Annotated in this window: 26 protein-coding genes and 1 pseudogene; 13 read left to right on the forward strand and 14 right to left on the reverse strand. The window is 65.6% G+C overall.

All coding sequences use genetic code 11. The annotated features are described in order from the left end of the window. Positions 1–3: 3 nt before the first annotated feature. The 5 genes and pseudogenes from C491_RS01650 to C491_RS01670 all read right to left on the reverse strand — a co-directional run bounded on the left by C491_RS01650 (position 4) and on the right by C491_RS01670 (position 4328). On the reverse strand, positions 4–366 hold the full coding sequence (locus tag C491_RS01650) for a desampylase (protein WP_005553289.1): 363 nt from the start codon (positions 364–366) through the stop codon (positions 4–6). 2 nt (positions 367–368) lie between these two features. Next, positions 369–1343: an ABC transporter substrate-binding protein gene (locus tag C491_RS01655; protein ID WP_005553290.1), complete on the reverse strand. Its 975-nt coding sequence runs from the start codon at positions 1341–1343 to the stop codon at positions 369–371. A gap of 54 nt (positions 1344–1397) precedes the next feature. Then, positions 1398–1923 (reverse strand): annotated as a pseudogene (locus tag C491_RS01660) (hypothetical protein). 58 nt (positions 1924–1981) lie between these two features. Further along, positions 1982–2722 (reverse strand): SDR family oxidoreductase, encoded by a 741-nt coding sequence (locus C491_RS01665; protein ID WP_005553292.1) that lies wholly within the window; start codon positions 2720–2722, stop codon positions 1982–1984. A 70-nt stretch (positions 2723–2792) separates the two neighbouring features. Next, positions 2793–4328 (reverse strand): carboxypeptidase M32, encoded by a 1536-nt coding sequence (locus C491_RS01670; protein ID WP_005553293.1) that lies wholly within the window; start codon positions 4326–4328, stop codon positions 2793–2795. A gap of 159 nt (positions 4329–4487) precedes the next feature. Here C491_RS01670 and C491_RS01675 point away from each other — a divergent pair, with 159 nt between their 5' ends. After that, the gene (locus tag C491_RS01675) at positions 4488–5414 is read left to right on the forward strand and encodes a DMT family transporter (RefSeq protein WP_005553294.1); all 927 of its coding nucleotides are present in this window, start codon (positions 4488–4490) and stop codon (positions 5412–5414) included. A gap of 158 nt (positions 5415–5572) precedes the next feature. Here the strand turns inward: C491_RS01675 and C491_RS01680 are convergent, their stop codons facing one another. After that, positions 5573–7150, reverse strand: coding sequence for a carboxypeptidase M32 (locus C491_RS01680; RefSeq protein WP_005553296.1), 1578 nt, complete (start codon positions 7148–7150; stop codon positions 5573–5575). Positions 7151–7311: 161 nt separating this feature from the next. On the opposite strand from C491_RS01680, the gene C491_RS01685 reads away from it, so the two are divergent. Both C491_RS01685 and C491_RS01690 read left to right on the forward strand, forming a co-directional pair. After that, positions 7312–7668 (forward strand): hypothetical protein, encoded by a 357-nt coding sequence (locus C491_RS01685; protein ID WP_005553297.1) that lies wholly within the window; start codon positions 7312–7314, stop codon positions 7666–7668. A gap of 109 nt (positions 7669–7777) precedes the next feature. Next, positions 7778–8113 (forward strand): FmdB family zinc ribbon protein, encoded by a 336-nt coding sequence (locus C491_RS01690; protein ID WP_005553299.1) that lies wholly within the window; start codon positions 7778–7780, stop codon positions 8111–8113. A 21-nt stretch (positions 8114–8134) separates the two neighbouring features. On the opposite strand, the gene C491_RS01695 is transcribed toward C491_RS01690, so the two are convergent. Next, positions 8135–9214, reverse strand: a complete 1080-nt coding sequence (locus C491_RS01695; protein WP_005553300.1) for a M20 family metallopeptidase — start codon at positions 9212–9214, stop codon at positions 8135–8137. 111 nt (positions 9215–9325) lie between these two features. Between C491_RS01695 and C491_RS01700 the strand changes: the two genes are divergently transcribed. Both C491_RS01700 and C491_RS01705 read left to right on the forward strand, forming a co-directional pair. Then, on the forward strand, positions 9326–11209 hold the full coding sequence (locus C491_RS01700; RefSeq protein ID WP_005553301.1) for a PINc/VapC family ATPase: 1884 nt from the start codon (positions 9326–9328) through the stop codon (positions 11207–11209). A gap of 317 nt (positions 11210–11526) precedes the next feature. Beyond that, positions 11527–12423: an NAD+ synthase gene (locus C491_RS01705; RefSeq protein ID WP_005553303.1), complete on the forward strand. Its 897-nt coding sequence runs from the start codon at positions 11527–11529 to the stop codon at positions 12421–12423. Positions 12424–12427: 4 nt separating this feature from the next. On the opposite strand, the gene C491_RS01710 is transcribed toward C491_RS01705, so the two are convergent. The 5 genes from C491_RS01710 to C491_RS01730 all read right to left on the reverse strand — a co-directional run bounded on the left by C491_RS01710 (position 12428) and on the right by C491_RS01730 (position 16509). After that, the gene (locus C491_RS01710) at positions 12428–12829 is read right to left on the reverse strand and encodes a hypothetical protein (protein WP_005553304.1); all 402 of its coding nucleotides are present in this window, start codon (positions 12827–12829) and stop codon (positions 12428–12430) included. Positions 12830–12874: 45 nt separating this feature from the next. Continuing rightward, positions 12875–13168: a winged helix-turn-helix transcriptional regulator gene (locus C491_RS01715; protein ID WP_005553305.1), complete on the reverse strand. Its 294-nt coding sequence runs from the start codon at positions 13166–13168 to the stop codon at positions 12875–12877. Positions 13169–13383: 215 nt separating this feature from the next. Then, positions 13384–14511 carry a DUF5305 family protein gene (locus C491_RS01720; protein WP_049891365.1) on the reverse strand — a complete coding sequence of 376 codons (1128 nt, stop codon included), beginning with the start codon at positions 14509–14511 and terminating at the stop codon, positions 13384–13386. Between the two features lie 142 nt (positions 14512–14653). Next, positions 14654–15811 carry a S26 family signal peptidase gene (locus C491_RS01725; protein WP_005553307.1) on the reverse strand — a complete coding sequence of 386 codons (1158 nt, stop codon included), beginning with the start codon at positions 15809–15811 and terminating at the stop codon, positions 14654–14656. A gap of 179 nt (positions 15812–15990) precedes the next feature. Further along, the gene (locus C491_RS01730) at positions 15991–16509 is read right to left on the reverse strand and encodes a hypothetical protein (protein WP_005553308.1); all 519 of its coding nucleotides are present in this window, start codon (positions 16507–16509) and stop codon (positions 15991–15993) included. 262 nt (positions 16510–16771) lie between these two features. On the opposite strand from C491_RS01730, the gene C491_RS01735 reads away from it, so the two are divergent. Genes C491_RS01735 through C491_RS01750 form a run of 4 tightly spaced genes read left to right on the forward strand, consistent with a single transcriptional unit; the run spans position 16772 to position 20802 of the window. Beyond that, the gene (locus C491_RS01735) at positions 16772–17338 is read left to right on the forward strand and encodes a DUF7344 domain-containing protein (RefSeq protein ID WP_005553309.1); all 567 of its coding nucleotides are present in this window, start codon (positions 16772–16774) and stop codon (positions 17336–17338) included. A gap of 1 nt (position 17339) precedes the next feature. Further along, complete coding sequence (locus C491_RS01740; RefSeq protein WP_049891364.1) at positions 17340–18593, forward strand: hypothetical protein; 1254 nt, start codon at positions 17340–17342, stop codon at positions 18591–18593. Between the two features lie 60 nt (positions 18594–18653). Beyond that, the gene (locus C491_RS01745) at positions 18654–18989 is read left to right on the forward strand and encodes an EMC6-like membrane protein (RefSeq protein ID WP_005553313.1); all 336 of its coding nucleotides are present in this window, start codon (positions 18654–18656) and stop codon (positions 18987–18989) included. A 1-nt stretch (position 18990) separates the two neighbouring features. After that, positions 18991–20802: a ribosome biogenesis/translation initiation ATPase RLI gene (locus C491_RS01750; protein WP_005553315.1), complete on the forward strand. Its 1812-nt coding sequence runs from the start codon at positions 18991–18993 to the stop codon at positions 20800–20802. A 14-nt stretch (positions 20803–20816) separates the two neighbouring features. Here C491_RS01750 and C491_RS01755 read toward each other — a convergent pair whose 3' ends face one another. Together C491_RS01755 and C491_RS01760 are read right to left on the reverse strand one after the other, a co-directional pair. Continuing rightward, a complete protein-coding gene (locus tag C491_RS01755) occupies positions 20817–21062 on the reverse strand; it encodes a YMGG-like glycine zipper-containing protein (protein ID WP_005553316.1) in 246 nt (81 codons plus the stop codon). A 208-nt stretch (positions 21063–21270) separates the two neighbouring features. Next, entirely contained in the window at positions 21271–21792 is a 522-nt protein-coding gene (locus C491_RS01760; RefSeq protein WP_005553317.1) for an archaemetzincin family Zn-dependent metalloprotease, read from the reverse strand. Positions 21793–21831: 39 nt separating this feature from the next. Between C491_RS01760 and C491_RS01765 the strand changes: the two genes are divergently transcribed. The 4 genes from C491_RS01765 to C491_RS01780 all read left to right on the forward strand — a co-directional run bounded on the left by C491_RS01765 (position 21832) and on the right by C491_RS01780 (position 25456). Next, positions 21832–22242 (forward strand): UPF0146 family protein, encoded by a 411-nt coding sequence (locus C491_RS01765; protein ID WP_005553319.1) that lies wholly within the window; start codon positions 21832–21834, stop codon positions 22240–22242. Between the two features lie 42 nt (positions 22243–22284). Next, on the forward strand, positions 22285–22923 hold the full coding sequence (locus tag C491_RS01770; RefSeq protein WP_005553321.1) for a metalloprotease family protein: 639 nt from the start codon (positions 22285–22287) through the stop codon (positions 22921–22923). 39 nt (positions 22924–22962) lie between these two features. Beyond that, positions 22963–23835, forward strand: a complete 873-nt coding sequence (locus C491_RS01775) for a TIGR01548 family HAD-type hydrolase (RefSeq protein WP_005553323.1) — start codon at positions 22963–22965, stop codon at positions 23833–23835. 91 nt (positions 23836–23926) lie between these two features. Next, complete coding sequence (locus C491_RS01780; protein WP_005553325.1) at positions 23927–25456, forward strand: FAD-dependent oxidoreductase; 1530 nt, start codon at positions 23927–23929, stop codon at positions 25454–25456. Position 25457 lies beyond the last annotated feature (1 nt).

Below are 25457 nucleotides of genomic sequence, written 5' to 3' on the forward strand. Positions count from 1 at the left end.
CGCTCAGAGATGTGTATAAGAGACAGGGTCGAGGGAGACGATGACGTACGACCGATCGGGCCAGGTCGCGTCGGCCGCGTCGGTCTCGCTGGGATGGGGTGGGCCCTGCGGGTGAGAGTGATAGAAGCCGACGATCTCCTCGCCCCGATCCTCGAGGCGATCGAAGATCTCGAGCTGTTCCTCGGGGTCGATCCGGTACCGGGTTCGAGGGTGCTCGGCGACGTTCTCGGCGGCGTACTGGGACCGGACCTCGCTTCGACCGTTCGACTCGTACTCGCCCCCGAGGATGCCACAGATCTCGAGCGGATGCCCGTCACGAGCCCGGTCGACGAACTCGTCGTGAACGCTTTCAGGAAGTGCCAGCACGACTACGGAGTCGGATCCGCTCGCGGCTCGGTTGACGAATCGTTCCCGTCGGCCTCGAGCCCCTCGAGCTCGTCGAACGGGACGGCGACCGACTCGGACGGGCCGTCGAATCGCTCCGGCTCGACGATCGGCGCAAGCGCCTCGAGGGTGTCCACGAGCCGCGGTCCGGGCCGGTTGAGGTAGTGGTGGCCGTCCATCGCCCACACTCGACCCTCGCGGACCGCCGCGAGCTCGTCCCACCCCTCGCGCTCGGTGAGGTCAGCCCGATTCGCCGCGGTCTGCTCGAGGTCGAACCCGCAGGGAGCGACGACGACGAGCTCGGGATCGTACTCGAGGATTGCCTCCCACTCGCGGGGCGTCGAGCGCTGGCCGACGTCGGCCAGTCCGTACTCGCCACCAGCCCAGTCGACCAGTTCGGCCGTCCAGTGGCCCGCAATCATGGCAGGGTCGGTCCAGTCGAAGATGGCGACCCGGGGTCGCTCCTCGCTCGCGATATCGGCCGTTCGCTCCCGAACGGAATCGATTCGGTCCTCGAGCTCCGCTCGAGCCGCTCGAGCGCGCTCCTCGCGGCCTGTCGCGCGGGCGACTCGCTCGAGGTCGTCCAGCACGTCCTCGACGGTGTGGGGGTCGACCGTCAGGACATCGGGATCGGCCTCGATGCGGTCTACCGCGTCGGCGATCACCGCCTCGTCGACCGCACAGACGTCGCACATCCCCTGCGTGACGATCAGATCGGGGTCGAGCTCCGCGAGCAGGTCGACGTCGACCTCGTAGACGCCGTCGTCGGTCTCGCCGATCTCGAGCACCTGGCGGTCGATCTCCTCGCTCGAGGCGTCGGCGTCGATACGGGATCGGGTGATCGAGGGAAGCGACGCCACGCTCGGCGGATAATCACACTCGTGGGAGACGCCGACGGGCTCGAGGTCCAGCGCGGTGACGAGTTCCGTCGCCGATGGAAGCGTCGTAACGATTCGCATACCTCTCGTAGGAACGGCAGGATCAAAAGCTGCGGCCCCGGCGAAGCGACGAAATCAGTACTCGTCGAGATCCCGCTCGGAGTCGTCACCGAACTCGTGGTCGGGGTCCGCCGAGTCGCCCGGCTGTTCGGTCGGATCGTCCTCGATGTCGATCGTCGTCTCCGAGGATTCTTCGTCGATGTCGAACTCGTCCGTCTCGAGTTCCTCCCCGTCGACGCCGACGCTGCCGTCGGTGATCTCGATGGTGACGCCGTCGTGGTCGNGACTCGAGCTCGTCGTTGACCGCCCACGCGAATCGGAGGACGGTCTCGAGTTCGGTGCCCGCCTGCCGGACCCCTCGCTCGGCGGGGAGTTCGCCCAGGCTCTGGGCGCCCTCCGGGTGGAGGTACTGAATCGGGTGATCGTTGGGCACTTCGCGGAGGTCGACGTCGAACGACCAGAGGTACGGCAGCAGCTGCACGGCGTACCCCTGCGGTTTCGGCGCGCGGCGACCCGCCGCGGTAAAGGCGAGGGTCAGCGCCGACGACTCCGCATCGGTGTCGAAGTAGACGCCGTCGAAGCCGGGAATCGAGATGCGCATACCTGAGAGTAGGTCCGTTCGGGGGTAAGACTGGAGCCGGCACTCCCAGCCCCTTTTATTAGAACCGGTCCGCGAACTTGTCTCGCCGATTGATGTCGAGTTCGCTCACGCTCGAGTGGTCCTGGCTCGCGACGAACCGGATCGCTTCGGCGACCTCCTCGGGCTCGCTGGCCTCGCTCTCGTCGAACGCCTCGGCGAACGTCTCGCCGCTGGTGGTCTCGAACTCGGAGCGGACCTCCGCGGGGTTGACGATGCTGACGCCGACGCCGTCGTCGCCGACCTGGGCCGCGACGCTCTTGGCGAACCCCCGGACCCACCACTTCGAGGCGGCGTAGATCGGGTTAAAGGAGCGAGGATACTGCCCGGCGAAGCTCCCGAGGAAGATCAGGTGGCCCTCCCGCTCGCGGACGTGCGGGATCGCCGCGCGGGTCGCGTAGAAGACGCCGTCGACGTTCGTCTCCTGCATCGTCTCGTACTCCTCGGTGCTCATCTCGGCGATCTCGCTCCCCCGGGAGAGGCCCGCGTTGTTCACCAGGATATCGAATCCGCCGAAGCGATCGACGGTCTCCTCGATCAGGGCGTCGACGTCCGCTTCCTCGCGGACGTTCGTCGGGACGACGAGGGTCTCGACGCCGTACTCGCTCTCGAGATCGTCGGCCAACTCCTTGAGGTCGCCCTCGCTTCTGGCCGCGAGGACGACGTTCGCCCCCGCGTCCGCGAACTCCCGGCAGGTCGCCGCGCCGATCCCCGCGCTCGCCCCGGTGACGATCGCCGTCTGCTGCTCGAGCGTGTTGGTCATCGTACCGAGTCGGACGGCCGTTGCCCCCTAAGCGTTTCCGGAGGGCTCGAATGTGTCCGGTTCGGGTTCGTCAGTAGTTCTCGAGATCGTACAGCTCGCCGTACTTCGGCTCGACGTACTCGAGGAAGTACTCCGCGGTGAGCGGCTCGCCCGTCGCGACCTCGATCAGCTCCTCGGTGGGGTAGCGCTGGCCGTGGCGATGGACGTGCTCGGTCATCCACTCCCAGAGCGGCTCGAATTCGCCCTCGCGGATCAGGCCGTCGACGTCGAGGTCCTCGCGGATCGCGGCGTCGAGCTGGGCTGCAAGCACGCTGCCGACGGTGTAACCCTGGAACGCCGCGAAGCCGTACGACCAATGGGTGTCCTGCAGGCAGCCGTCGGTGTCGGTCTCGGGGACGACCCCGAGGTAGTCGTCCATCTTCCCGTTCCACGTCTCGGGAATCTCGGCGACGTCGAGGTCCCCCTCGACGAACGCCCGATCGATCTCGCAGCGGAGGATGATGTGGAGGTGGTAGGTGAGTTCGTCCGCCTCGACGCGAATCAGGTTCTCCGGGTAGATTCGATTGACGGCAGCGTAGGCCTCGTCGACGGTGACGTCCTCGAGGTGGGGGAACTGCGCTTTCATCGTCGGAAGGAAGAGCTCCCAGAACGCTCGCGTGCGGCCGATGTGGTTCTCCCAGAACCGCGACTGGGACTCGTGGACGCCGGAAGAGAGCGAGGCGCCCAGGGGGTTGCCGTACTTCTCCTTCGGCAGTCCGAGCTGGTAGCTCGCGTGGCCGAACTCGTGGATCGTCGCCATCAGCGCGTCGATCGGATCGTGCTCTCGGAACCGGGTGGTGATCCGGGCGTCGAACTGGTTGCCCGACATGAACGGGTGCGGCGCGGTGTCGAGACGGCCGTGCTCGCGGGGGTAGCCGAGCAGGTCGACGACCTCCTGAGAGAGGGCCATCTGGTCGTCCTCGTCGTACGTGTACTCCGGATCCCGGAACGGCGACGGGAGCTCTCGGCCCCCCGCTTCGATCGTCTCGATCAGCGGGACGAGCCCCTCGCGAAGCTCGTCGAAAATCCCCTCGACGGTCTCGAGCGGGAGGTAGGGCAAGCTGTCCTCGTACAGCACTCTGTAAGGGTTCGCATCGGGGTCGATCGCGGCCGCCCGCTCGCGGTGGAGGTCGATCAGTTCCTCGAGTGCGGGAGCGAAGCGCTCGAAGTCGTCGGCGGCTTTCGCCTCCTGCCAGACCTGCTGGGTCTCGGCCTGGTGGGCGGCGAGCCGTTCGACCAGCTCCGCGGGAACCTCGGCCGAACGGTCGTACTCCCGGCGGAGTTCGCGGACGACGGCAGCCTGCCTCTCATTCAGGTCGACAGAATCGAGCTCCTCGAGCCACCCGCCGACCTCGTCGTCGACCAGCAGCTCGTGGCCCAGTCCCGACAGCGTCGAGAGCTGGCCGGCGCGAGCGGGCGTCCCGCCCCCGGGCATCATCACGCGCTGGTCCCAGCCCAGCGCCATCGAGGCCATCTGGACGTCAGTGAGTTTTTCGGACCGCTCGAGGAGGGCGCGATAGGCGTCGGATGCAGCGTCGGTGTCGTGGGTTTCGTCAGCGGCTCCCATGTTTCGGTTCGAAGTATACAGTAGGGAATACTAAACGCTCGGATCGAGGCGCGAGTTGGCGCAGTGAATCCAAGAGTCGGGTTCGTTCCAACGAACTCGAGAACCGACCCGCAGAGCAGTTCGGTACGCTCAAGCACGGGTGCGGAGAACACCCGATCCGTGACCCGATACCGGAACGGCGGTCTGTTTCTCACCCTCTGTCTCATCTGGGGAACGACGTTCGTCGCGATCAGCGCCGGGCTGTTGCACTTCCCGCCGGTGTTGCTCGCCGCGTTTCGATACGATCTCGCCGCGGTGTTGCTCCTCGCGTACGTCTATCACACGGAGGCCGCGTGGCGTCCACGGGGGCGAAACGAGTGGGCGGAGGTCGCCGTCGGTGCGGTGTTTCTCATCGCCGCGTACCACGCGTTCCTCTTTACCGGCCAGCAGTACACGACCGCCGCGACGGCCGCGATCATCGTGAGTCTCACCCCGATTCTCTCGGCCGGTTTTTCGCGAGTGTTCGTCCCAGAGTACTCGCTGACCCCCATCGGCGTCGGTGGCCTTCTGCTCGGTGTCGCCGGCGTGGTCGTCATCGCACGGCCCGACCCCGCAAATCTGCTGTCCTCGGACGTCGTCGCTACCGGTCTCATCTTCTGTGCCGCTTCGGCGATGGCGCTCGGAAGCGTCCTCTCGCGACGGATCGAGTCGTCGCTTCCCACGCTTACGATGCAGGCGTGGGCGATGCTCGGCGGAGCGATCCTCATGCACGCGGTGAGCGCATCGATGGGCGAACCGATCAGCGTCGGTGCGTGGACGCACCCGGAGGCGATCGGCTCGCTGGCGTTTCTCGTGATCGTCTCGAGCGTGCTCGGCTTCTTCCTGTACTTCACCCTGCTCGAGAATCTCGGTCCGGTCGAACTCAACATGGTCTCGTACGTCGCGCCCGCCATCGCCGCGGTCGTCGGGTGGCTCTATCTCGGCGACGAGATCTACCCCTCGACCGTCTTCGGATTCGTCCTCATCGCCGTCGGGTTCGTCCTCACGAAGCGGCGGTTTATCGCGCGGGAACTTTCGACCCTGAAGGCCGAACAGACGGCCGACTGAGGCCACCCACGGCTTCAGCTGGGGGATTTCGCGCCGCGTCCGTGGACCTGCTTTCGGAGGCGGAGCTACGTCGTCGCGTTCCCGATCGCACGAACACCGATCGACACCGAATAGGGATACTCGTTCCGAGAAGCGAGAAACGATCCCGACGAACGACCTCAGTAGTCGTCGAGATCGTACAGTTCGCCGTACTTCGATTTCACGTACTCGAGGAAGTAGTCGGCCGTGAATTCCTCACCGGTCGCCTCTTCGATCAGGTCGGGCGTGGTGTATCGGCAGCCGTGCTGGTGGATCTGCTCGCGCAGCCAGCCGTTGAGGTCGTCGAACTCGCCGGCCTCGATGCGGTCGTCCAGATCGCCGAGATCGTCCTCGGCGGCGGCGTACAGCTGGGCGGCCAGCACCGAGCCGAGCGAGTACGTCGGGAAGTAGCCGAAGGAGCCGTGGGACCAGTGGATGTCCTGCAGGCAGCCCTCCGCGTCGGTTTCGGGGCGGACGCCGAGGTACTCCTCGTACTTGTCGTTCCAGACTTCGGGGACGTCCTCGACGTCGAGGTCGCCCGAGATGAGGTCGCGCTCGATCTCGAAGCGGATCACGATGTGGAGGTGGTAGGTGAGTTCGTCCGCCTCGACTCGGATGAGGTTGTCGTCGTACACCTGGTTGGCGGCCTCGTATGCCTCCTCCGGGGTGGCGTCCTCGAGCTCCGGGAAGCGATCGGCGACGGTCGGCAGGAACTGCTCCCAGAACGGCTGCGAGCGGCCGACGTGGTTCTCCCAGAGGCGGGACTGGGACTCGTGGACCGTCAGGTCGCGGGAGTCCCCGAGAGGTGTTCCGTAGGCCTCGTCGGGAAGTCCGAGCGTGTAGTTGGCGTGACCGAACTCGTGGATCGTCGAGGTCAGCGAACCCAGCAGGTCGTCCTCCTCGAAGCGAGTGGTGACGCGGGCGTCGAACTGCGTGCCCGAGGAAAACGGATGCGGTGCGGTGTCGAGGCGACCGCGACCCCAGTCGTAGCCCAGCGCGTCGAGGACGTCGCGAGCCAGCGCCTCCTGATCGTCGTCGTCGAACTCTACGGAAGACGTACCGTCTTCCGAGCCATCCGAGCGTGGCTCGGAGACGCCCGCGAAGGTGTTGGTCGCCAGGTCGACGTCACTCTCTTGGATCGCGTCGATCAGCGGAACGAGCTCCTCGCGCAGGCGCTCGAGCACCCGCTCGGCCGTCTCCAGATCCAGGTAGGGCTCGTAGTCGGCGAAGAGCACGGCGTAGGGGTCGGCGTCGGGGTCGATGTGCTCGGCGTACTCCCGCTTGAGTTCGACGAGCTTCTCGAGGGTCGGCGCGAACTGCTCGAAGTCGTCTTCCTCCTTGGCCTGCTTCCAGGTCGGGTGGGCGTTAGCGGAGGTCTCGGAGATCTCCTCGACAAGCTCCTGCGGAACGCTCGTCTCGCGGTCGTACTGACGTCGTACTTCCCGAACCGCGGCCTGCTGTTCGTCCCCGAGCTCCGCGGACTCGAGGGACTCGAGCAGGTCGCCGGTCTCGTCAGCGGTCAGCAGCTCGTGGCTGATCGACGACAGCGCCGAGAGCTGCTGTGCGCGGGCGGGCGTCCCCTCCTCGGGCATGACGACTTCCTGGTCCCAACGGAGGATTCCGGCCGCGTTGCCGACGTTCGAGATGCGTGTAATGCGTTCTTCGAACTGATTGTAGGTCTCGCCGCGCTGCTCGCTCTGAGCCTGGTCGGTTGCCATTAGCTCGCAATACTTACGGAAGTGCCATCAACGTCGTGGTTTCGGAACCGACTCGCCGTAGCGGTTCGAGTTCAGTTCTCCGAAAAAAGCTCGAGAATGATACATCTGTGGGAACTGCAAGCCACGGACTGTTTGTCGAGACTGGTGAGTAACGTGATGCAATGGTCGTCGCATCACTCGTCGTGTTCATCGTCAGTTTGCTGATCGGCGCCCTCGGGATCTTCCTCGGGGCGAAGTTCGTCGTGGACGTCGAGGACTACACCTACGCGTTCATCACCGCCCTCGTCGGGGCGATCGTCTGGGCGGTCGTCGGGTTCTTCCTCGGGTGGATCCCGCTGTTGGGCCCGATACTGGTGTTCCTCGCGTACCTCGCCGTGATCAACTCCCGGTATCCGGGCGGCTGGGTCGCGGCACTCACGATCACCGTCGTCGCCTGGCTGTCGGTGCTCGTCGTGCTGTACGTGCTCGCGTTCGTCGGGCTCACCGGATTCGAGGCGGCCGGCGTCCCCGGCGCCTGATCGTCCTACTGCATCGCGTGACGCACGCACTCGCTTTTCGGGATACGAGCGCGGCGTCGTGCTCACCGACGGTGAAGAGTTATCCGGTTCGATCGCCAATTCGTGACCAATGGGACTGTTCGAGAAACTCGGCCGCAAGGTCGGCGAGTTCACGCACGAGGCGAAGGAGGCGGCCGCCGACGAGGCGGGGTACCGCTGCGAGGAGTGTGGAAACACGTTCTACACCGAGCAGGCGTGCCCGGAGTGTGGCAGCGAGAACGTCACCGAACGCGACGCGAACGCTGGCGACGAGCACAGCCCGGACGAACGCGACGCGGCGGAGCAATCCAGCGGCGAGGATGACGCGGCGGAACCGGCAAGCGACGAGGAATCCGAACCGTCGACCGATTCCGCCGACGTCTCCGCGCCGACCGGCGAAACTGACGATACGACCGACCGCGAGTGAGAAGGCAGCGCGACAGCGACGTCAGCGCGGCCACGTCTCGGCCGCGCGACGGTAGAGGTCGACACAGCGCTCGAGCACCGCGATCGAGACGCTCTCCGTATCGGTGTGGGCCTCGCCGGGTTCCGAAGCGCCACAGATCACGCACTCAGTTCCCGCTTGCGAGAGCCAGCCGGCGTCGGTCGCATGCGGCTTCGTCACGAGTTTCGGCGAGTCGGACTGAGCGCCGTCGGCCGCCTCGAGGACCGCCTCCGCGAACGCCTCGTCGTCACACTCCATCGGCGGCAGGTCCTGATCGATCGTCCACTCGACGCCCTCGAGGTCCTCGACCCGCTCGAGAGTCGCCCGCTCGCCGGGCACCGTCCGCTCGTCGACCGTCAGCTCGCAGCGGTCGGGAACGACGTTCATCGCGGTTCCGCCCTCGATTTCGGTGACGACGACGCTGCCGGCGAGCCGCTCGCCGGCCACCTCGACCGTCGGTGCCTCGAGATTCCGAACGACGTCGACGGCGTCGCTCGCTCGGTAGATGGCGTTCGCTCCTGCTTCCTGTTCGCTCGCGTGGGCCCGCTCGCCTCGAGCGGTGATCGTGCTCCCGCGGCGGCCCTTGTGGGCGACGGCGACGTCGGTGACGCCGGGCGCCGAGTATCCGGTCGATCCCTCGCCGACGATCGCGTAGTCGGGCGCGAACCCGTTCTCGATGGCGTGGCGGGCGCCGACCCCACCTACTTCCTCGCCGACGAAGCTCGCGAAGACGAGTTTGCCGGCAGGGTCCGCATCGCGGAACGCGATCGCCGCCGCGGCGACCGCTCCCTTCATGTCCGCCGTTCCCCGGCCGTACAGTCGGCCGTCCCGTTCCTCGACGACGTACTCGTCGCCGCCCGCGACGACCTGTGAGTCGGCGGGCGCGACAACGTCGTGGTGACCCACGAGCGCGAGCGTCTCCTCGCCCGCACCCTTCCTGGCGAGGACGTTGCCGACCTCGTCTCGCGTTACCTCGGCCGCGGTCTCACGGCGGAGCCACTCCTCGAGCAGGTCGCCTGCGACGGTTTCGTCCTCGTGGCTCGGCGTCCGTACGAGCTCCCGGGTCAGATCGGTGACCGACATGGGCGTCCCTTTCAGCTCCGGGTAGTTGACTGCACCGCAGTCGTGCGGTCGGTTGACGCGCCTTTCGTGTGCTTGAACACCCTTATTGGCGTTCGGGACCCAGTATCCGGTATGAATGTCGTGCCGGATACGAGCGTGGTCATCGACGGCCGCGTCTCGGCGACGATCGAAGACGGGCAGTTCGAGGGAGCGACGATTTCGGTGCCGGAAGCCGTCGTCGCGGAACTCGAGGCGCAGGCCAACGACGGGATCGACAGCGGCTGGGACGGCCTCTCGGAGCTCCAGCGGCTCGCCGACCTCGCCGACGAGGGCGCGATTTCGCTCGAGTACGTCGGCGACCGACCGAACGCCATCGAGCGCGGCCACGCCTCTGAGGGTGAGATCGACGCGCTGATCCGCGACCTCGCGGAGGAGCTGGGCGCCACGTTCCTGACGAGCGACATCGTCCAGGCCGAGGTCGCCCAGGCGAAGGGCCTCGAGGTCGAGCACGTCTCGCCGGAGGTCCGAGAGGTCGGCACGCTGACCGTCGAGGAGTTCTTCGACGACGGGACGATGAGCGTCCACCTGCGGGCCGGCGCCGTCCCGAAGGCCAAGCGGGGCGAGCTCGGCGAGATGCGCTACGAGGAGATCGCCGACGAACCGCTCGACGAGGAGACAATCGACGAGTACGCCCGCGAGATCGTCGACGGCGCCAAGGAGTCCCACGACGGCTTCATCGAGCTCTCGGAGCCGGGGATGAAGATCGTCCAGTTCCGGGATTACCGGATCTCCATCGGCCGACCCCCGTTCTCGGACGGCATCGAGATCACCGCCGTCCGCCCGATCGCCCAGACCGACATCGAGGACTACGAGAACGCCGACGAGCTCAAAGAGCGACTGCTCGAGCGCCAGCGGGGCGTCCTCATCTCGGGGGCGCCGGGCGCCGGGAAGTCGACGTTCGCGCAGGCGGTCGCCCGCTTCATCTCGAACAACGACTACGCGGTCAAGACGATGGAGAAGCCTCGGGACCTGCAGGTCGGCCCCGAGATCACCCAGTACACCGAACTCGCAGGGGAGATGGAGAAGACGGCCGACGCCCTGCTGATGGTCCGGCCCGACTACACCATCTACGACGAGGTCCGCAAGACCGACGACTTCGAGGTCTTCGCGGACATGCGCCTGGCCGGTGTCGGCATGATCGGGGTCGTCCACGCGACCCGACCGATCGACGCGCTCCAGCGACTCGTCGGCCGCGTCGAACTCGGTATGATCCCCCAGGTCGTCGACACCGTCGTCTACATCGAGGCCGGGGAGGTCAACACCGTCTACGACGTCAGAACGGAGGTCAAGGTCCCCGCGGGGCTCACAGAGGAGGACCTCGCCCGGCCCGTCATCCAGGTCACCGACTTCGAGACGGGCGAACCCGACTACGAGATCTACACGTTCAACCGCCAGGTCGTCACCGTCCCGCTCAACGACGACGAGGGCGGCCCCGGCAGCGAGTCGGGCGTCGACCGCATCGCCAAACAGGAGATCGAACGCGAGATCCGCTCGGTCGCGCGAGGGTACGTCGACGTCGACCTCAAGAGCCAGGACAAGGCAGTCACTTACGTCGAAGAGGACGATATCTCGAGCGTGATCGGCAAAGGTGGCGGCCGAATCACTGACATCGAGAACCGGCTGGGAATCGATATCGACGTCCGAACCCACGACGAGAACCCGAACTACGGAGCCGGAAGCGGCGGTAGCGGTGGTAGCGGTGGCGGAGCCGGCGGAAACACTGCCAGCTCCCAGCCCGGCGAGATGGTCACACCCGAGATCACCTCGAGGCACATCGTCATCCCCGTCGACGGCAGCCACGGCGAGACCGTCGAGGTCCAGGCCGGCGGCGACTACCTCTTCACCGCGACGGTGAGTCGCGGCGGTGAGATCCAGGTCTCGCGAGGGAGCGCGATTGCCGACGACCTCGAGCAGGCGATCGATCAGAAGGACCCGATCACGGTCGTTCCCTCCTAAGACTCCGACCGCGAGCGAACGAAAGCGCGGCGCAACGCCCCCGAAAGGACGGACGGGCAACGCCCGTGAGTCAGCGAGCGAGTGGTCGAGACGGGCCCCCTCTTTCGATAGCTTGACCTTAACGATACGGACCGCTGTTCGCGAATCGAATTTGGCTTCGTCCAGTTATTTCGGCGATGTTGAGATGGATGAACGGCTTTTCCACTTCACAGTCGTGCTACGACCACTCATACAGAGGATACTAGCTGTATAACCGTAAAGCACTTATCAAAGACAAATGTCTGGGTAGTTGTAGATCAATACCACGTGATTCAACTATGGGTGCTAAAAGGAAAACGTTCGTCTACTCGGAGCTCGAGAACGGTGTCGGACCGTTCATTACTGATCGGGACGCCCTCGAGGCCGTTCGGGACCGGATCACCGACGACCTCCGCCGGACCGTCGCCGACGCCGGTGCGGACGGTATCGTCGTCGCAATGAGCGGTGGGATCGACTCGACAGTGACTGCCGCGCTGGCCGTCGAGGCGCTGGGAAGCGACCGAGTGCTTGGGCTCGGCTTACCCTGTCACAAGAGCGACCGGACACAGGTCAACGAGGCCCGAACGATCGCCGACGGGCTCGGCATGGAGTTCCGCGAGATCCAGCTCCAGCCGCTGCTGGGAGCCTTCGAGGAGACGATCGGGGCCGAGTTCGAGTCGGCGTCTGCCGAGCGACCAAACGAGCGCAACCGCGCGGTCGGAAACGTGATCGCGCGACTGCGGATGTGCTGTGCGTACTACGCCGCGAACCGCGGCTCGCGGCTCGTCGTCGGAACAGCGAACCGCTCGGAGCTCCTGCTGGGCTACTTCACGAAGTACGGCGACGGTGCCGCGGACATGTATCCGATCGGGGATCTCTACAAGACCGAAGTCTGGGCGCTCGCCAAGCGACTCGGCGTTCCGAGACGCATCATCAGCAAGACGCCGACCGCCGGCTTCTGGGCCACCCAGACCGACGCCGGCGAGCTCGGCGCACCGTACGACGTCATCGATCCCCTGCTCTACCGCCTCGTCGACGAGGACGAATCCCTCGAGGAGGCGGTCGACGCCCTCGGAATCGAACCCGACCTCGCTCGCGAGATCGTCTCGCTGTTCGCCGAAACGGCGCACAAGCGGACGACGCCGCACACACCGGAGATCGCGAACCGCGACGGGTTCGCGTCGGTCGATCCCTGATCCGCTACTCGAGGTAGACGTCCGGGTTCCGCCACCAGAACAGCCCCCACGAGAGCATGAAACCGACGGCCATCGCGACGATGTCCTGGACGATCTGGGGCAGTCCGAGATCGACGATGGCGACCAGGACGATCGCCGAACCCAGCGCCGCGCCGGCAACGACGAACGCCAGGTCGCCGACGATCCGCTCCTGTGATCGGTCCCAGTAGTGCTGGCGACTCTCGTCGTACCAGACGCCGACGTAGATCAACACCGGCGACATGAGCGTGATGACCGTGATCGACTGGTACGCCTCCGGCAGCCCGGCCGGAAACAACACGAGCTGGTTGAGGATCTGTGCCAGGATCGACATGACGAACAGTCCGGCCAGCAGCCACCCCCACCGCGGCAATCGCTCCTTGTCCATACACGGAGGCGATCACCACTGAAAAATAATCCTGCCGTTTCCGGTCTATTCCGCGCAGCAGGCGTCCTTCTTCGGGGATTCCTCGACGCCGCTGCCGTCGGCCGCGACGGGTTCCTCGAGGCGGTAGAGGCTCTGTCTGGCGTCCGCAAAGTAGATATCCTCGTCAACGATGCCAATATCCTCGAGGCGTTCGAGGGCGTAGCGGACGGTCCGAGCCGAGAGCATTGATTCCTCGACGATCTGTTTCTGCGTGAGCGGACCGTCGTACTCGAGAACCTTGAAAACGAGCTTCGCGCTCGGTGGCAGATCCTCGAGGTCCTCGCCGTCAGTCGCGGTCATATTACGTTTCGAAAGCTCCCAGTAGTATAAAAGTTGAGCCTTACAGGGACGGAGTTCGACATAATATATCGCCCACACGGGGCGAGTAAAATGGTGCTATGGGTTCTATGCCGCAAAATCTCGACTATTTGACCGATCAGTCAGTCTGACCCGGGGACTCCTCAAAAACGGTCGTCGGGAACGGGGATCCGGCCACGACTCGGTCGATGGGCAGATCAAATCCGTTCCCAGGCGTCGTCGTCGTCGGGATCCGGAAGTTCGCCGACCGACTCCTCGGCGGGAATCGCGGATCCGTCGCTCGTCTCTGCGGCCGTATTGCCGAGTTCGAGCTCCGGCCAGGCGGTTCGCTCCCATTTGCCGCGTTCGGAATGGTAGTAGACGACGTTATCGTTGACGACCGCGAACAGTCCGCGTTGTCGGTCGTGGACGACGCGTGCGTTCGTATCGATAGCGACGTCGACGACGTCCTCGAGGGTATCGAGCTCGACGTGGTAGTCGCCGACCCACATTGGGATCGATCCCGCCGAGATCCACTCCGCGTAGCGGCGTTCGTGAACGGACCGGCGAGCCGAATCGGCGTCGACTGGCCGTCGTGTGTGAACGACTCCTGCTCCGGCGAGCGCAAGCAGCCCGAGCGCCGCCAGTCCGGCGACGGCCGCCGCGTTCGGCGACTCCCCGACCTCGACCTGCGCCGTCTCGCTGTGATCGGTCGACTCCGCCAGCTCCGACTCCTCGAGCCAGTAGGCGTCCTCGGTCAGCTCGAGCGTGCTCGACAGCGTCTGCTCGTTGGCGTGGGTCCCCGTATCGTAGATGGTGACGACTTCGAGCACCGTTCGGACGGTTCCGACGTCGTCGAACTCCGCCTCGACGTCGGCTCGTTCGGCCGCGAGCGCGTCGACGTCGATCATCGTCTCCGACCGTGCGACGTCGTCCTCGATAGTTGCGGCGGTCCGCTCCTCCCGTACCGTCTCCTCCCAGAAGACCGCCTCCTCGTGTTCGGCCTCGTGGCGGACGTGAACCTCGTGGACGACCTCGGCGTCGTCGCTCGGAACCGACGTCTCCGTAGTGAGGGTTAGCTCCGGCGCCTCGGGCAGCGTGTAGACGGGGTTGTCCTCGAGTTCCGTACCGGCCTCCCAGGGGCCGTCCTCGACGATCGTCGCGCTCGTCGTCACCTCGGTTGCAACGGTCTCCTGATCGACCTCCTCGGTCGTCGTCGACGTCCCCGGTGTCGCTGCAACCCAGCCGGCGCCGACGAGTGCGAGCACCCCCACGAGCGCGAGAGCGATCGCGAGGGATCGACCGTGGTCCGCGATCACCAGATCCAGACGTGGGTTATCGATCACGCTCTCCTCCACCCAGCATTCTCTCCCGGTGTTCGCCCCGTATCCGAGCCCGAGTGTCCCTCGAGCGAACAGGTCGTTCGGGAGAACTGTTCATACACATGGCAAGAGTCCCGATCGTGATAACGGTAGCGGCCCCGACTACCTACCGCCACCGACGTAGTCGACGCCGAAGCCGCGTCGAGAGCGGGACGTGATCACCGGGGCTTCGGATCCGGAAGTCGCCCCGCCCGAACAGAAGTATGACGGTTCCGACGACGGCGCTGACGAGCACAAGATCGACGGCGGCGATCGCGGCGAGGGGATGGATTCCGTGCAACCAGACGAGCAGCGAAGGGGGAAGGACGGTCAGATAGCGGTACTCTCCGACGTGGCTGGTGTACTCGCCGGTCTCCTGGGGCGCCGATACCGACAGCGTCGTTGCGCTCTCCGAGCGGGGACCGAGTGTCTGCGATCCGGGCTCGGCCTCGAGCCCCCCGCCGGTTTCGTGGACGACGACCACCGGGGCGTAGCCAGCGTTTTCGACCTCTCGAGTCAGTTCGCCCGTCTCGCCCGGAGCCAGTATTTGGGGATCGTCGGTCGGTGACTCCGTGACGGCGACCTCGTACTCGTAGGTGCCGGCGGGAGCTACCATCGCCGCGGTCGCCAGCGCGACGATCACGAACACCACGAGCGCGACGGTCCCCCAGAACGCGTAGACGTTCTCCCGGGAGGTCGACCGCGCCGTCTCGCGTCGCGTAACACCCACTCGATCGAGGAGGAGTCCCACGCCGAACAGCGCAACGCCGAGTCCAACCAGCGCCGAACCCATTCCGTGGCTGTCGGCCGGCGAGACGCCGATAACCGACGCGGCCGTCCCGTATGCCGACTCGAGGGCGCCCTGAACGCCCATTATCGCCGTTCCAAGATAGGGGATCGTCACGACCTCGCCGCCCGGCTGCCAGGCGACGGCGACGATCTGGTCGTCGCTCACCGGCGGCTCGTCGCCGCCCTGATCGGTAAAGGGATTGGCGTCGCCCGCCGTCACGTACCCCTCGGGCGTCTCCTCGACGATTCGGTGGGTCGTCAGTTCGCCGCCGTGGAGCTCTTCGGCGTCGAAGACGACGACGTCGCCCTCGCTAGGCGAGCCGGTGACGGCGTCCGGTATGGCGACGAACCCATCGCCGGCGTCCATCGTCGGCTCCATGCTCCCCGTCGCGACGTAGCCCAGCAGGATCGGCTGGCCGAGAAGCTGGCCGACGACGAGCAAGGTGACGGCGAGAACGAGGGCTCCAGCCGTAACGCGGGCAGCAACGGATCGCATTCTTATTTATTCCACACCATATCTGTTCTATTGAAATCCTGTCTCGTAACCTGAAACTGGAGCCAGCTCTCCGCTCGGCAGGAGTCGGGATCGTAGCGTACGATGACGGCTATCGCCGTCAGCTCTCACCGGTTGGGCCGGGAGTTGGAGCGTCCACCGATCAGTGATACTTACGTTCGTTAGTCAGAACTATCATCTGTAGCGGTGATAATGATTTCCTCGGGAATATCGCTCTCGTCGTTCTCCCGGAGATCGAAAACGACGTCGAGGGAAATCTCGTCCCCCCCATCTGATCCTGTGACCTCGAAGGGTTCGTCTCCCTCAAAGTACATCGCTTCCCCATCCACGTCGAGAAGATCCTGGCCTTCATTTTCGTCTTCATCTTCGATATCAATCGAGTACGTGACGTCGTCCTCGTCTCCATTATATCCAATCGCGAGCGCGTCGTTGAACCTCGTCGTTGCGTCCTCATTGAGGTTATCGAGATCGAATTCGATGACGTCGTTGTCGTCTTCGTCTCCACTCAGGGTCTCGCTCTCGATGCGCAGCTCTAGAAGTGCAGCACCGTCGCCGTCCGTTTCGATGTTTACGTCTCGGCCCGCCTCGACAGTACTGAACGCACCGGTGCCGAGTGCTGCGCCGCCGCCGGCAACGATCGTTCCGAGTCCGATGAGCGTGTTTCGTCGGTTGAGTTTCATGGTAGAATTTTCCTGGCCGACCGGCGACCGTGATCCCGAGCGAGGTCGCGGACGGTTCCTGTCTCGAGCTATACGGCCCACACACTTTGTATTTATTACCCTGAAAGTCAATTTAGATAGTTATTATCTATTCAGGCCCTCCCAGAAGCGGACCACAACGGTCATCATACCGTTTCAGCTCCGGAACGAACCGTGAAACGAACGCGTTGGCCAGTAGGCTTATCTATCGGTAGTCGGTACTGTGCGCTGTACTGACGTTCTAATGGCGACGAACAGGGCCGCCGGCGAGGCGCAGACGGATCTCGACGAGCCGACGCCGGACCGCGGCGAAATCTTCGGGTTGCTCTCGAACCAGCGCCGGCGGTACGCGATCCACTACTGCAAGCGCGAGGACGGACCGGTCGAGCTCGGCGACCTCGCCGAACACGTCGCCGCCTGGGAACTCGAGAAAGAGATCGCGGAGCTGACCGCGGCCGAGCGAAAGCGCGTCTACACCTCCCTCCAGCAGAGCCACCTGCCGACCCTCGAGCGGGCCGGGATGGTCGTCTTCGACGACCGGACGATCGAACTCACCGAGGAGGCCGCCGAACTCGACGTCTACCTCGATATCGTTCCCGGCGACAGCGTCCCGTGGGGTGTCTACTATCTCGGACTGTCCGTGATCGCGTCGATCGTAATGGGTGGCCTGTGGCTCGAGGTCGTTCCGACCGGGACGATTCCGGCGCTCGGCTGGACGACCCTCGTGGTCGGGCTGTTCGCGGCGTCGTCGATCGTCCACGTCGTTCAGAACCGGCGGATGCGGCTGGGAGAGGTAGAACGCCCACCGTAACATGCGAACGAGCAAATCCCTGGCGATACTCTGTGTGGTTCTCGGCGTCGTCTTGCTCGCGGGGCCGACCTTCGGATTCGTTTCGATCTCTGCCGACCGTGGCGTTTCGGTCGGGACTGCCGACGACGAGGAGGCGTACCTCGGCATCGAGGCGGTCGACACCGTCGTCAGCGATCAGAACGACGCCGAAACGGTCCTCGTGATGACGAACAACGCCGACGAGGAGCTGTCGATCGACGCCGACGTGACGATTCGAGGGTCTGGACTCGAGGAGGCGAGCGGCTTCGACGACACGCTTTCGCCGGGCGAGGAGACGACCTACGCGATGACCTGCGAACCCGGAACGGGTAGTGGAGAGACGGAGCTCGAGGTCGCGGTCGACTCCGCTAGCGGGAACGGGATCTCGATCGAGGACCTAGAGCGATCGTTCGCGATCGATCGAGAGTGTCCCGGACAATCCGATCCAGGACCGCCAGGTGGAACGGATCCCGGTGACGGTTTCGACTCGGTCTTCGTCGACGACGTCTCCGGGTTCGTAAGTCCGGGCGACGAACGCCAGCAAGTCGGCTTCACGCTCGCCGAGAACCGACAGCCTGACGAGCAGATCGAGATTTATCTCGGCGACGCCCAGGGTGACGGCGTCGATTACGAGGAGACGTTCTGGGACCAGAATAACCTCGAAATCATCGAGGGGAGCGGCGAGGTCTGGGGATCCGGCGGCGAGTCGATCGTCTACCAGGTTGACTCGGACGACGACCACGGCGACGAGATCGTTCTCGAGATCGGAGGGTACGCAACCGACGGCAGCGGCGGCCCCTACGAAGCGTCGTTCACGCGGTCGCAAACCGGGGACGTCGGGACGGCTCAGTTCGGAATCGATGGCGAGGGCGCCGGAGACGAACCGTTCCTCGACGTCGAAGCCGGCGACGTTCGCCCAGGAGACGACCGTCAGACGTTTAGCTTCACACCCAACGATGGGCTCGCTCCGTGGGAGGACGAGGTCCGCATCGATCTGGGTGATGTGGACGGCCTCGAGTACGACCAAGACGTCGTCGTTGAGGAGGGGCCGGGAGAAGACAGCGACGTCTGGCGAAACAATGGCGAACTCGTCTACCAAGTCAACGACAGGGGGACCGGCGGCGAGGAGATCGTCGTCTCGGTCGGCGTCGAGGCAACGGACCCCGGCCCCAGCGAGGTGACGTTCACACGAACCGACACGGGCGAGACGGCGACGGACTCCTTCGAGGCCGAGTGAACGCGCTGGCTCGCTCCACAATGCGAACCCCTTTTCACCACCGACGACAGAACTCGAGCCATGTCGACCGAATCGATTAGCGACCGACGCGAGCATATCCGCTCGATCAGCGTGACGGCGCTGTCAGCGCTGCTCGGCGTCGGTGCGGCGTTCGCCTCGCTGGCGATGGCGGGTGACGTGTCGTCCGTCGAGGCGGCCAGCGCTGCCGCGACCGACACGCGGGGACTGTTGCTCGTTCTGGGGGCGATCCTCGTCCAGTTCGTCCTCTACGACTTCACGGACATCTACGGCGACGACGAGTTCGGCGTGAAACACTACCTGTTCATCACGTTCATGACGTTCTCGTTCTGGTTCGTGGTTCTGGGGATCCTCCTCACGACGGAGGCAATGGGTTGAGATGGCCGACGACAGCATCGCCGTCGTAGACTTAGATCGGTGCCAGCCCGACCGGTGTAGCTACGAGTGCAAGAACTACTGCCCACCGAACCGCACGGGCAAGGAGTGTATCACCCTCCGAGGCGAGGAGGCCGACCAGGGCCAGCCCGACCAGATCCACATCTCCGAGGAGATCTGTCTGGGCGAGACCTGTGGCATCTGCGTCGAGAAGTGTCCGTTTGACGCCATCGAGATCATCAACCTGCCCCAGGAGCTCCAGGACGATCCCGTCCACCGCTACGGCGAGAACGCCTTCTCGCTGTACGGCCTGCCGGCACCCCAGGAGGGGAAGGTAACGGGTATTCTGGGCCCGAACGGGATCGGGAAGACCACCGCCGTTCGCATCCTCGAGGGCGAACTCCAGCCCAACCTCGGCCGCGACGAGGCCGTCGGCTGGAACGACGTGCTCGAGGCCTACCGCGGGACCGAACTGCAGGACTACATCGCTGACGTCCGCGACGGCGAGGTCACCGTCGCCCGCAAACCCCAGTACGTCGACCAGATTCCCGAGAGCTTCGACGGCAACACCCGCGAGCTGCTCGAGCGAACGGACGAACGCGGGGCGCTGGACTCGCTGGTCGAACGCCTCGAGATCGGTCCCGTCATGGACCAGGCGATCGAGGACCTCTCGGGCGGGGAGCTCCAGCGGGTCGCGCTGGCGGCGACGCTGGCGCGGGATACGGACTTCTACTTCCTCGACGAGGTGACGCCCTATCTCGACATCGGCCAGCGCGTCACCGCGGCGCGGCTGATCCGCGAACTCGCCGAAGAGGAGAACCGATCGATGCTGGTCGTCGAACACGACCTCGCGATCCTGGACCTGCTTGCCGACACCCTCCACGTCGCTTACGGTGAACCCGGCGCCTACGGTGTTATCACCTCGCCGAAGTCAGTCAGAAACGGGATCAACGAGTATCTCTCGGGGTATCTCGACAACGAGAACATGCGGATCCGACAGGACCGCATCGAGTTCGAGGAACACGCCCCCCGGATCGCGTCCCACGGCGACGTGCTGGTCGACTACCCCGACCTCACCAAGAGCTACGGCGACGGCGAGTTCTCCCTCGAGATCGAGGGCGGCGAGATCCACCGCAACGAGGTACTCGGCATTGTCGGTCCCAACGGGATCGGGAAGTCGACGTTCGCGAAGCTGCTGACGGGGAACCTCGAGCCGACCGCGGGCGACGCCGACCTCGATCTGGATATTTCGTACAAGCCGCAGTACGTCACCATCGACCAGCACATGCGGGTCGACGCCTTCCTCTCCTCCATTACGGACCAGTTCGGCTCCTCGTACTGGAACACCGAGATCGCTCAGCCGCTGCAGTTAGAGCGGATCATGGAACAGAACCTCTCGGATCTCTCCGGCGGTGAGCGCCAGCGGGTCGCCATCGCGGCCTGCCTGTCGGAGTCGGCGGATCTCTACCTGCTCGACGAACCCTCGGCCCACCTCGACGTCGAACAGCGGGTCCAGGCCACCAGCGCCATCCGGCGCTACGCCGAACAGCAGGACGCCACCGTGATGGTCATCGATCACGACATCTACACGATCGACCTGCTGGCCGACCGCTTGATGGTCTTCGAGGGCGAGCCCGCAGTCGAGGGCCACGCCAGCGAGCCCCAGCCAATGCGGGAGGGGATGAACGAGTTCCTCTCGAACCTCGAGATCACGTTCCGGCGGGACGAACGGACCTCGCGTCCGCGGATCAACAAGCCGGAGTCACAGCTCGATCGCGAGCAAAAGCGGGAAGGCGAGTACTACTACTCGCCGTAAGTCGACTCGAGGAGTTACTCGTTGTTCGACTTCGAGAGTACATCGCCGAACTGTTCGTCCTTGCGCGCTCGCAGTTCGTCGAGGCGCGACTGAGCGGAGAGGCGGCTCTCGCCGACCGTCGCGCCGACGAGGGCGCCGACCGCCGCACCGGAGCTCGCGGCGTTTTTGTTGAACAGGCCGCCGAGGCCGGCGCCGACGGCGGCGCCGATGGCTGCGTACCGTGCACGACTGAGCGCGAGTTCGAGTTGCTGTTTTACCATACGGATACATCTACACGGAACGGAAATAAACGTGTTCCCGGAGAATCGCAACCACGAACACGTACGGCAGCCTGAACGGCCGTTCAGCAGTTTTCAGTACCGGCCAAGGATCGTCAGACTGGACGGCCGTTTCGGAGCGGTGGATCGAAACTACTGAGACGGGCCGCTCGAGAACGAAGGTGGCTCCTGAGGACGCGGTCGCGAGTCGTCAGTGAACGTGTCGCTGGCAGCTTCCGCAGAGATTCTCTTCCTTGATGTCGACCTCGCGGACGGTCGGCGAGAAGTTCATTACGCACCGGTTGTTGTCGCAGTGCTCGAGCCCGTAGGTGTGACCGATCTCGTGGACGATCTCCTTGCGGACGCGGTTCTCGAAGATCTCGCTGGCGCTCTTGTTCGAGAAGCCGCCGTCGCTCGAGGTCTGTAGGCGGTACGTGGAGACGACGCTGCCGCTGCCGTCGAGGTAGGCGAGGCCGAAGACGTAGTTGCGACGCCGGTAGAACAGGTCGTGGGGCGTGATAGCGATGTTCTTCTCGCCGCGGCCGACCCGCTCGGCGAGCTGGATGAACGTCTCCGCGCAGTACTGGTTCCGGCCGGAGTCGTACGCGCCGGTCGGAACCGACTGCGAGTCGTTGACCGTGACGTCGCAGTTGTAGACCGATCGCAACGCGGAGGAGGCCGCCCGCTTGACCTCCGCGGAGACGCTGCCGACCGGCACGATATCGACGAGCATGACAACTGCTATGATCGCGGGTAGCATAAACGTCCCGCCATGGCCGATTCCCGCAGAAAACCCGGGAGGCTCGAGACGCACCTCGCCGCCTACGACCGAGTCGTCGAGGTCGGGATCGGACGCCGAACCGATCTGGCGGCGACCCTCGCCGAGACGAGCGTCTCCGTGACAGCAACGGACATCACCCCGCGAGCGATCCCTGGCGCCGTCGAGTTCGTCACCGACGACGTCGTCGACCCCGACCTCGAGGTCTACGAGGGTGCCGACGCGATCTACGCCCGGAACCTGCCCCCGGAGCTCCATCGGCCGACGCTCGAGGTCGCCGAGCGCGTCGGCGCCGACTTCCTGTTTACGACGCTGGGCGGCGACCAGCCCGCGATACCGGTCGAACGACGGACGGTTCGTGAGGGGACGCTGTACGTCGCCCGCAGTGACGGCACGCCCCGTTAGAACGCGAAGGAGTTACACGGGTCCGTGAGAGTAGCGGGAACGATGGCCGTCGAATCGCTGCCACCCGCCACTACCGTCCTCGCCGTCCTCGGGCTCCTCGTCGCGCTCGCGGTCGTCCTGCGAGGGCTGGGATTCCTCCTTCGGATCGCGATCTCCCTGTTCGTCCTTCCTGGTGTCGTCGTCCACGAGTTCGCCCACGCGAGCGCCTGTCGGCTCGTCGGCGTCAGGGTGATCGAGGCCGTCTACTTCCGATTCGGGAACCCACCGGGATACGTTCGCCATGCCACGCCCGATCGGTACCGCCAGTCGGTCGTGATCAGCGTCGCCCCGTTCCTGCTGAACACGCTCGTCGCGGTCGCCGCGTTCGTCGGCGCTGTCCTCGCCGTCTCCGCGGCCGGGGGGGTTCTGACGGCCCCCCTCGAGTACGCGGTCGTCGCCGGCGTCCTCGGCTGGATCGGGCTCTCGGTCGGGATGGCTGCCTTCCCGAGCACGACCGACGCGCGGACGCTGTGGACTCGCTCCCGACGGGAGTGGCGACGATCGCCGGCCGTGTTGCTCGGCCTCCCGGTCGTCGCGCTGCTCTACGTCGTCAACGTCCTCTCGTGGCTCTGGGCCCACGTCCTCTACGCCGTTGGCCTGTTCGTCCTCGCGCTCGCGATCGTCGACGCGCTCGCGATCTGAACCGTCCGGCTTTATTCCCGGGGGCGCGTTCGTCCCCGTATGAACGCAGACGCAGTCGTCCTGGACATCGACGGCGTGCTCGTCGACGTCGCCGACTCCTACCGCAGAGCGATCCTCGAGTCGATCGAGCACGTCCACGACCGCACGATCCGCAAGGAGGACATCCAGGCGTTCAAGAACGCCGGCGGGTTCAACAACGACTGGGAGCTGACCTACGCCGCGGCGCTGTACGTCCTGGCGACCGGAGAGGGGTACCGCGCATCGATCGACGAGTTTACCGACGGGATCGCAGAGCGCGGTGGCGGACTCGAGGCCGCCGAGAGCGTCGTCCGCGAGGCGATCGGCGCGCGGGCGACCCAGCGCGTGACCGATCGGTGGGACCGCCAGCAACTCCGGGACGTCTTCCAGCAGCTCTACCTCGGCAGCGAGCTCTACCGGGGCCTCGAGGACGCCGACCCCGACCTCGAGACGCGGGGGTTCATCCACGACGAGCCCGTCGTCCTCGAGCCCGAGACCCGGGATCGGCTCCTCGAGAGCTACGACGTCGGCGTCCTGACCGGGCGTCCCGCCGCGGAAGCAGAGATCGCCCTCGAGCGGGTCGGCCTCGAGGAGGCGATCCCCCTCGAGCACCGCTTTACGATGGACGACTGGGAAGAAGGGAAACCTCACCCGCGGGCGCTGACCGTCCTCGCCGAACGCTTCGACGCCGACGCCGTCGTCTTCGTCGGCGACACCCTGGACGACGTGCGGACGGCGACCAACGCGAGCGAAGCCGATCCCGATCGAACGTACCGCGGCGTCGGCGTGCTGACGGGCGGGCTCACCGGCGAGGAGGGCCGCCGGGCCTACGAGCGAGAGGACGCCGCAGCCGTCCTCGAGTCGGTCAACGAGCTACCCGACCTGCTCGAGTAGGAGTTGGCCGACTGAGCGTCCGAGACCGCGCGGCCTGCAGCTCCCCCCATCCGTTTTTTCCCCGCCTTCGCCGTACTACCCGCAGATTCCGATGTCCGACTTCGCAAGCGGCGACCTCCCCGGCGAGGCGACCTCAGTCTGGCTCGCGAGCACCCGCGAGGACGATCCCGATCCCGACCCGCTCGAGGGCGATCGCAGCGTCGACGTCGCCGTCGTCGGCGCCGGCATCGCCGGGCTCTCGACGGCGATCGAGCTGCGCGAGCGGAATCTGACCGTCGCCGTCCTCGAGCGGGATCGCGTCGCGACGGGGATCACGGGGAAGACGACCGCGAAGCTGACCAGCCAGCACGGGGCGATCTACGACCACCTGCGCCGGGAGTTCGGCCCGGCGCAGGCGAGTCGGTACGCCGCCGTCCAGGAGGAGGCGATCGACCGGGTCGAGCGCCGGATCGAGGAGCTGGGGGTCGACTGCGGGTTCGAACGCCAGCCCTCCTACCTCTACAGCAACGAGCCCGACGAGATCGAACGGGAGGTCGACGCCGCCCGCGCGGCGGGACTCGAGGCGAGCTACGTCACCTCCGTCCCGCCGTTCGAGCGCGCCCAGGCCGCGGTCCGGTTCGACGACCAGGCCTGGTTCCATCCCCGAAAGTACCTGCTCGCGATCGCCGACGAGCTCCGGGCCGACGACGGCGCGCACCTCCACGAGGAGACTCGAGTGACGGATCTCGAGGACGGGACGCCCTGTTTCGTCCGAACCGAGCGGGGAACCGTCCGGGCGAAACACGTCGTGCTCGCGACGGGGTTTCCGATCCGTGATCGGGCGGGGTACTTCGCCCGGATGCACCCGAAACGATCCTACGTCCTCGGGATCCGTCTGGACGGCGATCCTCCGGAAGGAATGTACTACCGCAGCGGCGACCCCTACCGCTCCGTTCGCACCTACCGCGACGACGGGGAGAAGCTGTTGCTGGTCGGCGGCGAGAACCACAAGACCGGGCAGGGCGGCTCGACCGCCGACCGCTACCGTCGGCTCGAGTCGTGGGCCCGCGAGCGGTTTCCCGTTGACGAGGTCGCCTACCGGTGGTCGACCCAGGACTACAAGCCCGTCGACAAGGTGCCCTTCATCGGCCGCGCCGGTGCGGGGACCGAGAACGTCTCCGTCGCGACGGGCTTTCGGGGCTGGGGGATGACCAACGGCACCGCCGCGGGGCGACTGCTGGCGGCCGACATCGACGGCGAGCCGGTGCCCGAACTGGATCTGTTCGATCCCCTCCGGCTGACGCCGAAGGCCTCGCTGGGCAAGACCCTCACCGAGAACGCCGACACGGCGAGCGAGTTCGTCACCGACTGGTTCCAAACGCTCGTGACGCCGGATCTCACGGCCCTCGAGCCCGGCGAGGCCAAGATCGTCCGCAAGGGCGGGAAGCCGATCGCCTGCGCCAGAGACGAGGACGGGAAGCTCCACGCCGTCTCGGCGGTCTGTACCCACATGTACTGTCTCGTCGAGTGGAACGACGCCGAGGAGAGCTGGGACTGCCCCTGCCACGGCTCGCGGTTCGAACCCGACGGCGAGGTCCTCGAGGGGCCGGCGAACGAGGACCTACCCGCTCGAAAAGGATGAG

The sequence above is a fragment of the Natronococcus amylolyticus DSM 10524 genome, from assembly GCF_000337675.1.
GTDB classification, from domain to species: Archaea; Halobacteriota; Halobacteria; order Halobacteriales; family Natrialbaceae; genus Natronococcus; species Natronococcus amylolyticus.